General features: G+C 59.1%; 14 protein-coding genes. 6 read left to right on the forward strand and 8 right to left on the reverse strand.

Translation table 11 applies throughout. From position 1 onward, the window contains the following. Positions 1-34: 34 nt before the first annotated feature. Both flgF and ACSQ3F_RS02855 read right to left on the reverse strand, forming a co-directional pair. Positions 35-760, reverse strand: a complete 726-nt coding sequence (gene flgF / locus ACSQ3F_RS02850; protein ID WP_436098833.1) for a flagellar basal-body rod protein FlgF — start codon at positions 758-760, stop codon at positions 35-37. A 1-nt stretch (position 761) separates the two neighbouring features. Continuing rightward, a complete protein-coding gene (locus tag ACSQ3F_RS02855; RefSeq protein WP_436098834.1) occupies positions 762-1,541 on the reverse strand; it encodes a DUF1217 domain-containing protein in 780 nt (259 codons plus the stop codon). Positions 1,542-1,727: 186 nt separating this feature from the next. Between ACSQ3F_RS02855 and motA the strand changes: the two genes are divergently transcribed. The 6 genes from motA to ACSQ3F_RS02885 all read left to right on the forward strand — a co-directional run bounded on the left by motA (position 1,728) and on the right by ACSQ3F_RS02885 (position 7,039). Continuing rightward, on the forward strand, positions 1,728-2,606 hold the full coding sequence (gene motA, locus ACSQ3F_RS02860) for a flagellar motor stator protein MotA (RefSeq protein WP_436098835.1): 879 nt from the start codon (positions 1,728-1,730) through the stop codon (positions 2,604-2,606). 4 nt (positions 2,607-2,610) lie between these two features. Further along, entirely contained in the window at positions 2,611-3,558 is a 948-nt protein-coding gene (locus tag ACSQ3F_RS02865; RefSeq protein WP_436098836.1) for a FliM/FliN family flagellar motor switch protein, read from the forward strand. A gap of 60 nt (positions 3,559-3,618) precedes the next feature. Then, on the forward strand, positions 3,619-4,242 hold the full coding sequence (fliN, locus tag ACSQ3F_RS02870; protein ID WP_436098837.1) for a flagellar motor switch protein FliN: 624 nt from the start codon (positions 3,619-3,621) through the stop codon (positions 4,240-4,242). A gap of 29 nt (positions 4,243-4,271) precedes the next feature. Then, positions 4,272-5,303, forward strand: coding sequence for a flagellar motor switch protein FliG (gene fliG, locus ACSQ3F_RS02875; RefSeq protein WP_436098838.1), 1,032 nt, complete (start codon positions 4,272-4,274; stop codon positions 5,301-5,303). A gap of 213 nt (positions 5,304-5,516) precedes the next feature. Next, a complete protein-coding gene (gene flhB / locus ACSQ3F_RS02880) occupies positions 5,517-6,593 on the forward strand; it encodes a flagellar biosynthesis protein FlhB (protein WP_436098839.1) in 1,077 nt (358 codons plus the stop codon). 5 nt (positions 6,594-6,598) lie between these two features. Next, positions 6,599-7,039, forward strand: a complete 441-nt coding sequence (locus tag ACSQ3F_RS02885) for a hypothetical protein (RefSeq protein ID WP_436098840.1) — start codon at positions 6,599-6,601, stop codon at positions 7,037-7,039. Positions 7,040-7,073: 34 nt separating this feature from the next. Here the strand turns inward: ACSQ3F_RS02885 and visR are convergent, their stop codons facing one another. From visR to ACSQ3F_RS02915, 6 genes are all read right to left on the reverse strand, one after another. Next, positions 7,074-7,820, reverse strand: a complete 747-nt coding sequence (gene visR, locus ACSQ3F_RS02890) for a transcriptional regulator VisR (RefSeq protein ID WP_436098841.1) — start codon at positions 7,818-7,820, stop codon at positions 7,074-7,076. 9 nt (positions 7,821-7,829) lie between these two features. Beyond that, complete coding sequence (gene visN / locus ACSQ3F_RS02895; protein WP_436098842.1) at positions 7,830-8,570, reverse strand: transcriptional regulator VisN; 741 nt, start codon at positions 8,568-8,570, stop codon at positions 7,830-7,832. 847 nt (positions 8,571-9,417) lie between these two features. Further along, positions 9,418-11,106, reverse strand: coding sequence for a flagellar basal-body MS-ring/collar protein FliF (gene fliF / locus ACSQ3F_RS02900; protein ID WP_436098843.1), 1,689 nt, complete (start codon positions 11,104-11,106; stop codon positions 9,418-9,420). Between the two features lie 302 nt (positions 11,107-11,408). Next, positions 11,409-11,801 carry a chemotaxis protein CheT gene (cheT, locus tag ACSQ3F_RS02905; protein ID WP_349437234.1) on the reverse strand — a complete coding sequence of 131 codons (393 nt, stop codon included), beginning with the start codon at positions 11,799-11,801 and terminating at the stop codon, positions 11,409-11,411. A gap of 117 nt (positions 11,802-11,918) precedes the next feature. Beyond that, positions 11,919-12,473, reverse strand: coding sequence for a chemoreceptor glutamine deamidase CheD (gene cheD, locus ACSQ3F_RS02910; protein WP_436098844.1), 555 nt, complete (start codon positions 12,471-12,473; stop codon positions 11,919-11,921). Next, positions 12,470-12,859 carry a response regulator gene (locus tag ACSQ3F_RS02915; RefSeq protein WP_037105534.1) on the reverse strand — a complete coding sequence of 130 codons (390 nt, stop codon included), beginning with the start codon at positions 12,857-12,859 and terminating at the stop codon, positions 12,470-12,472. The genes cheD and ACSQ3F_RS02915 overlap by 4 nt, the downstream gene beginning before the upstream one ends.

The raw sequence follows: 12,859 nt of genomic DNA on the forward strand, positions 1-12,859 counted from the left end.
GGGCCTGGCTTAGTCGTTTGAAAAAACAGAGCTGCTACTTGCTGCCGCCGAGCGTCTTGATCGCCTCATCGAGCGAACCTTCACTGTCGCGCATCAGCGAGGTGATGTTTTCGAAGGCGCGCGACACCATGATCAGTTGCGACATTTCCTGAACCGGATTGACGTTCGATTCCTCGACATAGCCCTGCATCACGCCGACGTCGAAACGATCAACGACCGGCTCGGGTGCCGCGTTCGGGATCACAGCGCTGTTGTCGTAGCGGGAAAAGCCGTTGGCGAAGCTGGCTTCATAGAGCCCCAATGCGGCAATCTGCGTTCCATCCTGCTGAATGGCGCCGTCTGCGCCCACCTTGATTTCGCTCGCTTGAGAGTTGAGCCGGATCGGCGCGCCGCCCGCGTCGAGGACCGGATATCCGCGGAGTGTTACCAGATCGCCTGTCTCCGTGAGGGTGAAGCGGCCGTCTCGGGTCAATGCGGGACCGGCGGGCGTGTCGATCTGGAACCAGGCATCGCCCTTGATGGCGAAATCCAGCTGGTTGGCGGTCCGGTTCAGGCCGCCATTGTTGGTATTGAGGAACTCCTGCCCTTCGGACACGAAAGAAACCTTGGTCGGCCGCGTATCGCCAAGCAACTGGTTGAACTTCACCTCCGTCGAACGGAACCCGACCGTGCTCGAGTTAGCGACGTTGTCGGCCAGCGTGTTCATGCGTTTTTCAAGCGCCATCTGGGAGGAGACAGCAACGTAGAGACCGGTTTGCATATCAGCGTCCCCCGAGTTTCAGCGTATTGATGGAAAGGAGAAGATCGGACGAGATTCCGTAGCCGCTGGATGAGCCGAACACGGCGAGCGGGTCGTAGGGATCCGATGAATTGTTGATTTCCCAAAGGGCGGTGAACCGCTCGAGCATCTTCGACAGCTTGGCCGGATCCTGGAAGTCCTTGATGTCGATCGCGTTCTCGATCGCAGCCGCCTGCTTGTCGATGTCGGAAGCGGCGAACTCGCCGGGCATCTGCAAGAGCGTGCGTGTCACCTGCGCCAATGCCTCATCGGCGAGCAGCCCATAGGCATTGGTGATCGAGGGTGCCATGCGTTCAAAGTAGAGCGCCAGACGAACGCCTGAATTTTCCTCGCCGGCATTCTGTTCGAGCGTCTGACGCGTATATTTGTCGACGACGCCCTTCTGGGCTTTCTCGAACGATGTCGCAGCCGTGCCGTTGCGGGCGAAGTTCAGCGATTCGACCAGATCGGTGTAGCGGCTGTCGGTCAGCTGCTTGGCAAAGGCGTCGTCGGTGTCGATGCCTTCGGTCAGCACCTTGCGCATAAACGCCTTTGCATAGCCCATGTCTTCAAGGCCATGCGCCTTGATCGCATAGTTATAAAGCCGCGCGTCGGCGTAGAAGTCGTCGATCGTTTTGACGTTGCCGATATTGGCCAGGTAATATTCGGTCTCCCGGGCAACATCCGGCTGCTCCGACACCCGTTCCAGCGACTTGGTAAGGTTGCCCGCAATCATCTGGTAGCTGGTGTAAGTCGTCGTCACGACGTTTCCCCGTTCATCCATGAGACATGGCGCAATACGCGCCGATTGGGCGGAAAACTGCCGGAGCTTGCTTGCGCGAACCTGTTTGCCGGAAAGTCCTCCAAAAAGGGGGCCGACAGCCAGCCTCACGCAAGGCTGACCGCCTAACAATACGGTCGAAAATCCACCTTTGCGGCAGGTATCGAAATGAACATCATCATCGGGCTCGTCTTGACGATTGGCTGTATCCTTGGCGGCTTCATTGCCATGGGCGGCCACATGGAGGTCCTGAACCAGCCTTTCGAGCTCGTCATCATCGGCGGGGCTGGTGTGGGTGGCTTCATCATGGCCAATTCGATGAAAGTCCTGAAGGACACTGCGAAGGCACTGGGCGAGGCGTTCAGCCACAAGGTGCCAAAGGAACGCAATTATCTGGACACGTTGGGTGTTCTCTACAGCCTGATGCGGGACCTGCGCACGAAATCGCGCAACGAGATCGAGGGCCACATCGACAACCCGGACGAATCCTCGATCTTCCAGTCGGCCCCGACGGTTCTGAAGAACAAGGAACTGACGGCCTTCATCTGCGACTATGTCCGCCTCATCATCATTGGCAATGCCCGCAGCCATGAGATCGAGGCGTTGATGGACGAGGAAATCAACACGATCACCCACGACAAGATGAAGTCGTATCACGCGCTGGTGACGATGGGCGACGCTTTCCCGGCCATCGGGATTGTCGCCGCTGTTCTCGGGGTTATCAAAGCGATGGGCGCCATCTCCGAAGCGCCCGAGGTTCTCGGCGCCAAGATCGCAGCCGCTCTCGTCGGCACTATGCTCGGCATCTTCCTGTCCTACTGCATTGTCAGCCCGGTGATCGCCAACATCAAGACCGTCCGCGACAAGCAGAACCGCCTCTACATCATCGTCAAGCAGACCCTGCTTGCCTACATGAACGGCTCCGTCCCGCAGGTGGCGCTCGAATACGGCCGCAAGACCATCTCCGCATACGAGCGTCCGTCGATCGACGCCGTCGAGCAGGAAATGATGAACCCCGGCGGCGGCGGCGAAAGCAAGGCGGCTTGATCCCATGACGGCAGCAACGAAAGACAACGTGTACACCTTCGACCGCAAGCTGCTCGCCCGCATGACCGGTGCGCTCGGCGATACCAAGACGATCGGCAAGTTGTGCGGCGAAATCGGCCATGTCTTTGCCGAGTTCCTGCCCGACATCTTCCGGAACGAGACCGATCTCGATATCGAGATTGGCTATGCCGGTTTCGACACGGGCTTGAAGTCGGAGCTGATCGCCGCGCTCGGCAACGGTGTCGCCCTGTGCGACACATCGCTGCGCAACTGGTGCCCGGAATTCGTCCTCAGCTGCGATAGCCCGGTGATCATCACCCTGATGGAATTCCTGCTCGGCGCGCCGCCGACCGCCATCGAGGAACCGAAGCCGCGTACGCTCTCCAACATCGAGCTCGATGTTGCGTCCATGGTGTTCGAAAAAATCGCCGATGTGCTGAAATCGGCCGTCAGTGCCGCCGGCGACTTCGAGCCTTCCGTCGGACGGCCCTACAATGCCACCGAGCGGCCGGCTGCGGACCCGGATGTCGAGGATGTCTTTGCCGCCTGCATCAACGTGACGATGGGGCTTGGTCCGGTTCTTTCAACTTTCTCGATCATCGTCCCGCAGCAGGTTTTGCTGAAGACCACCGTTGTCTTCCCCCAGGGCGTCGGACAGGCCCGCAAGGCCAAGGGCGCGTGGGGCGAACAGCTGGAGCAGCAGGTCCGCCGCTCCGCCGTCAACCTCGAAGCCCGCATCAAGCTGCAGAGCCTGACCCTCGATACGATCAGCCGCCTGCAGCCGGGCGATGTCATTCCCTTCCAGGACGCCAAGGACGTGCGTGTCGAAATCAATGCCAACGGCCGCGACCTCTATGTCTGCGAACTCGGCCGGTCCGGCGCAAAATATACGGTCCGGATCAAGGATACCCACGGTTCGGAGAGCGACATTCTCCACCATCTCATGAGTTAAAAACCCCCTGCCTTACCCGGCAACATGGTTGGGGCAAGTTTCAACTGGAATAGTTCGCACATGGCACCGAAGAAAGCACCAATTAAAGACAAGACGATCCTGAGCGCAGGCGATGCCGAGCTCGATCAGGCCATCGACGATCTGCGTGGCGTCCTGCAAAGCGATGCCACCGGCACTGCTCCGGCAACGGATTTCGGCATGGATTTCGCGACCACGTCGACGGTTGGCGAAACATCGGATTTCGGCAGCACGTTCGATGCGTCCGAGGCCGACCTCAGCAGCTTCGGCGGCGATTTCGGTGGCAGCAGCAGCTTCGGCGACCTCGACCAGGGCGCATCGGCGTTTGACGCCGGATCTTTTGGCGGCGGTTCCTTCGGTGGTTCGAACGCCTTCGAGGAGATGGCGTCCAGCGAGCCGGGCAGCGGCATGACGGCCAATCTCGACCTGATCATGGATATCCCGATCGATGTCCAGATCGTTCTCGGCACCAGCCGCATGCAGGTCTCCGGCCTGATGAACCTCACGGAAGGCGCAACCATCGCGCTCGACCGCAAGATCGGCGAGCCGGTCGAAATCGTCGTCAACGGCCGCGTGATCGGCCGCGGCGAAATCACTGTGCTCGACGAAGACGAAACACGTTTCGGTGTAAAACTCATCGAAATCAAGGGTACCAGTAAAGTTTGAACCCGGTCACGGGTTATGAGGATCAATCCATGATGGATTTCGACAATTTTGAAGCTTCGGCGCCGACGAGACCTCTCAGTCAGATGGACAAGGCCGCAGCGGTCCTGCTTGCAATGGGCAAGCCGATTGCCGGCAAGTTGTTGAAATTCTTTACGCAAAGCGAGCTGCAGGGCATCATCGCCTCGGCCCAGTCGCTTCGGTCGATCCCGCCCCACGAACTGGAAATCCTGGTCAACGAGTTCGAGGACCTGTTTACCGAAGGCGCCGGCCTGATGGACAATGCCAAGGCCATTGAGGGCATTCTCGAAGAAGGCCTGACGCCGGACGAAGTGGACGGCCTGCTTGGCCGCAGGACAGCTTTCGCGGCCTATGAAGCCAATATCTGGGACCGACTGCAGGATTCCGACCCGGTCTACGTCGCCGGGCATCTCGGCAAGGAACATCCGCAGACGATCGCCTATGTATTGTCGATGATGCCATCGACCTTCGGCGCCAAGGTTCTGCTGCAGCTGCCGGAAAGCAGCCGCGCCGATATCATCAACCGCGCCGTCAACATGAAGAATGTCAGCCCAAAGGCCGCCCAAATCATCGAGACGCGCGTCATGGAGCTGATGCGCGAGCTGGATGCAGACCGCAACTCGGCCGGATCCATCAAGATTGCAGAAGTGATGAACGAACTGGAAAAGACCCAGGTCGATACGCTTCTCGCCTCGCTCGAATCGATCAATACCGAAGCGGTCAAGAAGGTCCGTCCGAAGATCTTCCTCTTCGACGACGTGCTCGGCATGCCGCAGCGCAGCCGCGTCCAGCTTTTCAACGACGTGTCCAGCGACATCATCACCATGGCGTTGCGCGGATCGAGCATGGAACTGCGCGAATCGGTGCTAGCCGCCATCGGCGCCCGCCAGCGCCGCATGATCGAATCGGACCTGGCAGCCGGCGATGCCGGCATCAATCCGCGCGATATCGCGATTGCTCGGCGCTCGATCACCCAGGAAGCCATCCGTCTCGCCGCCGGCGGCCAGATCGAACTCAAGGAAAAGGAAGCGGCCGCCGCCTGAGTCGGCGCCGGACCACATTACCCTCACTGTCAAGCAGAAGCGCAAAGCCCTTGAACCGCGATTCAAGGGCTTTTTTGCTGCTGCATTGCTGCTGCGGCTCGGTTTCTGTGAAGCACGGCGATTCAGCGCATATCTTTCTTGCATCCCCTGCGGCCTCGGCTCACAACCCTTTAAGGGCAACGGCCGCCAAAAGGTGCAAGAGGTCTTCATCCGATGTCGGACGATCAGGACAAAGACAGCAAAACAGAATCGCCGTCTGAGAAGAAAATGACCGACGCCATCGAGAAGGGCAACACGCCCTTCTCGCGTGAAGTGACGATGTTCGCGTCAACCGTCGCCATCTACATATTCATCGTCTTCTTCCTGCCCCAGGGTTTCTCAACCGTCGCCGAATCCCTCAAGGACATCTTCGAACAGCCGGAGGCTTGGCGCATCGACACCGCGACGGACGTGGTGGCGCTCATCTCGCATCTTCTCTGGAAGGCGAGCGCGCTGATGATCCCGTTCTTCACGCTGTTGATCGTTTTCGGGATCGGCTCGTCCATCCTGCAGAACCTGCCGACACCGGTGCTGGACCGGATTGCGCCGAAGATGAACCGCATTTCCCCGATGGCCGGCTTGAAGCGGATTTACGGCATCCAGGGCCTGGTCGAGTTCGCCAAGGCGCTGTTCAAGATCCTGATCGTCTCGATCATCATCGTTCTGACGCTCTGGAACGATTACTACGCGTCGCTTGATTCGATGTTTTCCGATCCCCTGACGATCCTCACGACGATGTCCGGCGATCTCAACCAGATCATGATCGTCATCCTGATCTCGACCTGCATCATCGCGGTCGCGGATTTTTTCTGGACGCGGCATCACTGGTACACCGAACTCCGGATGACGAAGCAGGAAGTCAAGGAGGAACTGAAGCAGTCCCAGGGCGACCCGATCATCCGCGCCCGGCTTCGCTCGATTGCCCGCGACCGCGCCCGCCGGCGCATGATCACCTCGGTTCCGCGCGCCACGCTCGTCATCGCAAACCCGACGCACTATGCCGTTGCGCTGCGCTATGTGCGGGAAGAAGGCGATGCTCCGGTGGTGGTTGCCAAGGGGCAAGACCTTGTCGCGCTGAAGATTCGCGAAATTGCCGAGGAAAACGGCATACCTGTTTTTGAAGACCCGCCTCTCGCACGCTCAATGTTTGCGCAAGTCTCGGTGGATAGTGTGATTCCACCGGTGTTTTATAAGGCAGTCGCCGAACTCATACACCGGATCTATGCCACGCAGCCGAAACGGGTGACGTAAAAGACATGAAAAAATGCGAATATTCCGAACAACGCGAAAAAATTGTAGCCGATGCGATTCGTCCTGTTGCGACCGAATTGCGTCTGATCGATGCGGCCGACTATATTGCGCTGCTTCGCTTTGAATCGCATGGCAGCCTCGCCGACCTGGTATCGTCCGCGGCGGAGCTCTATTTTCTTCCCGGCACGGTGAATTTCGGTATTGGCGGCAACTACTCGCTGGACTGGGATACCGAGCCGGAAATCTCGCTCGATCTCGAATTGAAGCCGGACGGCGTCACGGTCTATGCCCGGCTGGCGCTCGGCAAGGATACAGCCGGCCTCGAGATCAACCACATCGCATTCAAGACCCCGTCCAGCGATCCGGACGAGAATACCGCGTTCCTGGCAAACAGCCTCAACGCTGCGAAATTCGTAAAATCCTATCCGACCGCCCTTGCGAGTTGAGTAGCGATACCGGCCATGACGGCCAAAAAAACAATCAGCTGATATAACCGAGACGAATGGCCTTGGCGATCGCCTGGATTCTGTTGACCGAATCCAGCTTGGTCGTTGCTGCGCCGAGGTAAGCATTGACCGTATGGACCGACAGCCCCATCTTCTCGGCGATCTCTTCGCTGATATAGCCATCACCGGCCATCTGCAGGCAGCCGATCTCGCGGTCACTCAGCGATTCGGCCGGCAGCATGCGCCGCTCGTCGGCGGCAAGCAGATCGGTCATGACGTGGCAGCTGCGGCCGTGCAGATCGATGATCAGCTCGCTCGTGAGGTCGATATAGCTGCCGGTGAACACGACATAGCCATTGCCCTGCGCGCCGAGCCTGACCGGCAGCGCAATGCCGGAATAGGGCAAGAGGCGCGCCTCCAGGCGACGGGTGAAGCGACCGAAATCCGGCGCCTCCGCAGCCTGGTGCTCGCCCATGCCGTTCCACAATACCGGCAGCAGCGAGGCGTCCAGATGCTGAAGCATCTCGTCGCCGTAGGCCGCCACCAGCTCGTGCGCCATCGCTTCGGCGGCGACGCCCCAGTTGTCGAGCACGCAGGTCAGCTTGCGCGACGCCGGCAGGCCGTTTCCGTTCAGCCGCAGAACCGCAAAGTTCTTGGCGTTGATCTGCTTCTGCATGCCCTGAAGCCGCGCGACGAGCGTTGCTGCCCGCGACGCCCTGGCCTGCAATCGTCCGGCCTTGCCGTCATCTGTAGCGCGGGTACTCGGAAGGAAAAAGGTCATGACCGGGGCCTAAACGAGGTTGTTGCGGACAGCGTAGGCGATGGCCTCGGAACGGGTCTTCGTCGCCGTCTTGCGCATCACGCTGGTGATATAGTTGTTGATGGTGTTGCGCGAGATACCGAGGATGACGGCAATTTCGTCGCTGGTCTTGCCCTCGGCAATCCAGAAGAGGCACTCAAGCTCGCGTTCCGTCAGCTCGAACTCGCGATCGGTGCGCGCGCCGCGTTCATTGGTGAAGCTCGCGAAATACCCGGTCAGCAGGCCGATATCCCTCAGGCTCTCTTGCGAGAGGATGACGTCCTGCGGGAAGAGCAGCATCAGCGACAGCCGGGTGCGGCCGACGTTAAAGGTGATGGCGCAGTATTCACGACTGATGCCGCGGCTGATGTCGATGTCATCCGGCAGGCTCATGAACACCGGCTGCATCACCGAAAGGCACTTCTCCATTTCGTTGGTCTTGGAATGGAGCTGCGACAGCACCTTGCCAAGCCGCTTGACCACGTCGAACGGCCAATCCGAACACACGACAAAATCCAGACCTTCATCCTGCGACAGATCATAGCGGGCGAGAAGATAGTGGCTCGCCCCCACATAATCCGTCAGGGCGGCAAGTCCTCGGCTCAGGTTGCCGCGTTCGGCAAACTCGCCGAGCCTGCGGATCAATTGTTCTTTTGAAAGCGCCCGTCCGGCACCACGTATCGAAACGACCGGCGCCGGCCGGATCGCAATCTCTGTTTGTAGAGCATCCATGACATTACCCCCGTGATGGATTCGTCCGTGCCCATTCAAGCGCTTGTTTGCCGCCGCCGGCCCTGGGTCGAGGCATTCCGCCTTCCTCAACCCGACGCAAATCAGTACGCGAATCACTACACAAAATGTACATCGCTCCCTGCGAAAAACTACTGCCCCCCTTCTCGTGATTTACTTTTGGCAGTTTCCGTGTACCCGATTCGAAACCATCTGATCGACAGGTGGATCGAAGGGAAGGCATAAACCAGAGATAGCTATAAATATTTGAAATTTAATGATTTTAATTTTGTCATACTTTTTAATGGGCAAATTCTGGCCAATAGGCTTGCGCGATGTTCGTTCAAGCGCCCAAAAACACGCCCCGCAAATCAGCCTCTTAAAGCCAAATCTAATTTGTCAAGTTTTCATTTTTCTATTTGTTTTTTTACATTGTTGCAGAATTGCACCAGCGGGTTTAACGTCTAGATCGATCGTTCTGTCGACGATTTCAAAGTATAATTGTAAATATTATTTCTATAATATTTCCGCTTTAGCGGGCATATCCGAATTTCCCGATTCAATACATGGGACACGGCTAGCAATGGCTCAGACCGGAATGCCCCTTCCTCGGGGATAAATTAACGATCTATTAAATATAATGAATCCCGGCGCGCTGCGTAGGCTGACTTGTCGACGCGCGATTCTTGCCGGCCGGCCAAAGATTCGCGGCAATACACTGAATGGGTGGGGGTCTATTTCCAGTGCGCAGGATAGCATCCGCGTTTCTGGCTAAGGCGCGGCCCTGAAACGAGAAACCCGCCGAGATGGCGGGTTGGGCAGTTCGTGGGGCCTGCGTCCAGACGAGCGATCACGCTGCTTTTTCGGCAACCCACTTGCGAAGGATCTTGGCAGCACGCTCTTCGCTGATTTCCACCATGCGGGCGAGCCTGCGTTCGGGGCCTTCCTTGACCCGGCGGTTGAAGCCGCCTTCGCTGTCGTCGCCGAGACTGAGCAGGTCGTCGGTGCTGTCGAAGCCGAAGTCGGAGCCGAAGCCTTCCATGAGCGCCCCGCCTGCTGCGCCCGTCGCGGCGGGAGAGAAGTCCGGCAGCTCCAGGCCGACGGCTTCGTTCTCGGCGAGCGCCGTGGCGCCTGTGCCGATACCCATCGAGCGGGCCAGCGGACGCATGCCCATCCAGACGACCACGAAGGCGACCGCGACGAAGGCAAGCGCATTGATGATGCCACCGAGATTGCGGGTCAGCGTCTCCATGATGCCCGGACCGGAGACCGGCTCATCGAGCAGCTGCGTGTTGACGAAGTCCATGGCGGTCAGCGTGATCACGTCGCCGCGGGCAGGATCGAGACCGACAGCCGATGCGACAATCTTCTGCATGTCCTGGATGTAGGCATCGATCTTCGCCTGGTCGGCGCCTTCGCCGACCATCGCGGCGACACGGCCGCGGTTGACCACCACAGCGACGGAGAGTTTCTCGACCGTATAGCTGCTCTTGACGGTCGCGACCGTCTTCGAGTTGATCTCGTAGTTGGTCTGCTCTTCCTTCTTCTCGGTCTGGTCGTTCGACTGAGGTCCGGTCGTGCCGCCCTGGGGCGCCGCCTGAGGAACGTTCTGCTGCACGGTCGCCGCGTTGTCCGGCTGCTGCTGGCTGGATTTCTGTTCTTCCTTGGTAACGCGGGTCGACCGCTCGACGCGGGATTCCGGATCGAAGACCGTTTCCTGAATCTGCTGGGTATCAGTGTTCAGCTGGGCGGTGACACTGGCGCGGAAGTTGTCCATGCCGAGGAAAGGTGCGAGCGCCTTGTCGATATTGCTTTCGATTTCGTTCTGAACATTCTGGACGATGCCCAGCGACTGGTTCATGGCGCTGTTGGCCGGATCGTCACCGGAAGCCAGAAGCTGGCCGGCGGAATCGAGAATGGTGACGTCATCGATGCTCAGTCCCGGAACGGACGAAGCCACCAGATGGCGGATGGATGCTGCAGCGTTGCGGCCGATATTGGCGCTCGCTCGGATCATCACCGAGGCCGTCGGTTTCTGCTCCGTCTTCCGGAAGCTGCCGCGATCGGCCATGACGATGTGGACCCGAGCGGCGGCAATTCCGGAAATCTGCTGGATGGTGCGGGCAATTTCGCCTTCGAGCGCACGGACGCGGGTGACTTCCTGCATGAAGGAGGTGAGGCCCAGCGAACCAACATTGTCGAAGAGCTCGTAACCGGCGTTGGCGCTGTTGGGCAGGCCGCGCTCGGCGAGATAGAGCCGGGCCTTGCCCGTCATGCCGACCGGCACCTGCAGGCTCGAACCATCGGCTCCCACTTCGAAATCCATATTCGCTTCGGCAAGCGCGACGCTGACCTGATTGAGGTCGCTGCTTTCCAGCCCGACATAAAGCGTTTCAAAGGATGGCTTGTTGACGTAAAGGCCGGCAGCGAGAACGATCCCGACGGCAACCACTCCGGCCGCTATCAACGCGATGAGCTTGCCCTGCCCGAGGCTCGCCAGGTTTTTCGTGACGGTCGAAAGTTGATCCAACAGATTCATTCTGTTTCCGCACCCAGTGGCGCATGTTCCGTTCAGGCAACATCGCCCGGGACATGCGCAGATCCAAACATTCGGGACTACTGGATCGATCCGGCCTGTGGCCTTCGTCAAATCACGCCAAATCTACCAGTCCCGATTGGCACACTAGGAAACGAAACTTGCGCGAACTTGTCTTGAAAGCCCACATTTGACGGCAGTGCACAAACAGCTGTTTGGGAAACGCGAAGCCAAAAAATGGGGCCGCCGCCCCGACATGGTGGTCGGGGCGGCGGCGAAAATACTGAGAGAGAATGCAGTTGCGCCTAGAAGGCCTCGAAATCGCCGGCAGCTTCTGTCAGCGGCTGTGAATGGCCATGCCGGAGCATGCCGTTGCCGAGCGATTTCTGCATGTCGGCAAGCTTGACGAGATTGAGGGCGGTCGTCACGTCCACCAGCCAGTGCTGCGGAATGGCCGCCGTCACCGTATCGATGAATTCGGCAAGACCGCGTGTCTTCTGAACGGCGAGATCGATCCCCTGCAGGACCTTGATACGGTCGGCCGAATCCAGAACGGCTTCGCCGTGGATATCGCTCAGCATCGGCTCGATCCGCTCGATCAGATAAGCCACGTCATAGAGCTCGGAGACGATGCGCATCATCACATCCGGGAGCGCCTCGTCGACGTGAGGCATATGGCTCTTCAATTCAGTCCGCATTACTCGCCCTCACGCTGGCAACAATTGCCGTCCAGGATTTCCCCGCCTAACGGCCGACACTAAACATTTTGCCAAAGCCGCGCGCCGGGTGGAAACCCCGGGGCCGCTGCCCAGGCGCTAGAAAAACTCGATCGTGTTGTCGACCGGCTTCGGTACAGGCCGGGGGCGCTGCTCCTGGGCCACGGCCTTCTGCGCTTCCACGCCCGTCAACGCATATTGGCGGGCGCGGCCACTGAGGGGCCAGTATTCGAGTTTGCGACCATGATCGCCGCCGGTGCTCTCACCGACCACCTGGATACCTTCGTCCATCAGGAACTGCCGGGCAAACAATGCATTCTGCTCGCCGACGTTGGAGAAGCGCGCGATCGTCTTCGCACCACCGAAAATCTTCGCTTCCAGCCGTTCTCGACGGGCGCCCTTTTTGAGGAGCCCGTTGATCAGCAGTTCCATCAGATGCACGCCATAACGCGTCGCATCGCCGCCTGAGGAGAGAGCGTCTGCCGAGCCCGGCAGCAGGAAGTGGTTCATGCCACCGACACCCGCGACCGGGTCACGCATGCACGCCGCCACGCAGGAGCCGAGGATGGTCGAGAGCACGACGTCCGGATCGCTGACCACCTTCCATTCGCCCTGAATGACATGCACACGTTTGGTCGCAGTATCCATGATCATTTCAATGCCCCGAATACAGCCTCGATCGCGGCCTTCATCTTTTCGATGGTGAAGGGCTTTGCGAGCACATTGTTGGCACCAAGCGCCGCTGCCTTGGTCACCAGAGCGCGGTCGCCCTGGGCCGTCAGCATGATGAAGGCAGCCTTTTTCGTCGCCGGATTGTTCCGCACTGCCGCCAGGAGGCCGAGGCCATCCATCTTCGGCATGTTGAAATCAGAGATCACCAGGTGATGCGGCTGCGCGGCCATGATCTTGGCACCCTGTTCGCCATCGCCGGCGACCGTGATCTGCTTGAAACCGAGCTGCTGCAGCGCGTCTCCGAGCAGCAGGCGGCTGGTGACCTGATCATCGACGATCAGAACTTTGATTTTTTCCGCAAGGGACAT

It is taken from the genome of Pararhizobium sp. LjRoot238, assembly GCF_964252955.1.
Lineage (GTDB): Bacteria > Pseudomonadota > Alphaproteobacteria > Rhizobiales > Rhizobiaceae > Pararhizobium.

Coding starts and splice junctions, on each gene's coding strand:
- flgF (WP_436098833.1), bottom strand. CDS start 760: ATGCAAACCGGTCTCTACGTTGCTGTCTCCTCCCAGATGGCGCTTGAA.
- motA (WP_436098835.1), top strand. CDS start 1,728: ATGAACATCATCATCGGGCTCGTCTTGACGATTGGCTGTATCCTTGGC.
- ACSQ3F_RS02865 (WP_436098836.1), top strand. CDS start 2,611: ATGACGGCAGCAACGAAAGACAACGTGTACACCTTCGACCGCAAGCTG.
- fliN (WP_436098837.1), top strand. CDS start 3,619: ATGGCACCGAAGAAAGCACCAATTAAAGACAAGACGATCCTGAGCGCA.
- fliG (WP_436098838.1), top strand. CDS start 4,272: ATGATGGATTTCGACAATTTTGAAGCTTCGGCGCCGACGAGACCTCTC.
- flhB (WP_436098839.1), top strand. CDS start 5,517: ATGTCGGACGATCAGGACAAAGACAGCAAAACAGAATCGCCGTCTGAG.
- ACSQ3F_RS02885 (WP_436098840.1), top strand. CDS start 6,599: ATGAAAAAATGCGAATATTCCGAACAACGCGAAAAAATTGTAGCCGAT.
- visR (WP_436098841.1), bottom strand. CDS start 7,820: ATGACCTTTTTCCTTCCGAGTACCCGCGCTACAGATGACGGCAAGGCC.
- visN (WP_436098842.1), bottom strand. CDS start 8,570: ATGGATGCTCTACAAACAGAGATTGCGATCCGGCCGGCGCCGGTCGTT.
- fliF (WP_436098843.1), bottom strand. CDS start 11,106: ATGAATCTGTTGGATCAACTTTCGACCGTCACGAAAAACCTGGCGAGC.
- cheT (WP_349437234.1), bottom strand. CDS start 11,801: ATGCGGACTGAATTGAAGAGCCATATGCCTCACGTCGACGAGGCGCTC.
- cheD (WP_436098844.1), bottom strand. CDS start 12,473: ATGATCATGGATACTGCGACCAAACGTGTGCATGTCATTCAGGGCGAA.
- ACSQ3F_RS02915 (WP_037105534.1), bottom strand. CDS start 12,859: ATGTCCCTTGCGGAAAAAATCAAAGTTCTGATCGTCGATGATCAGGTC.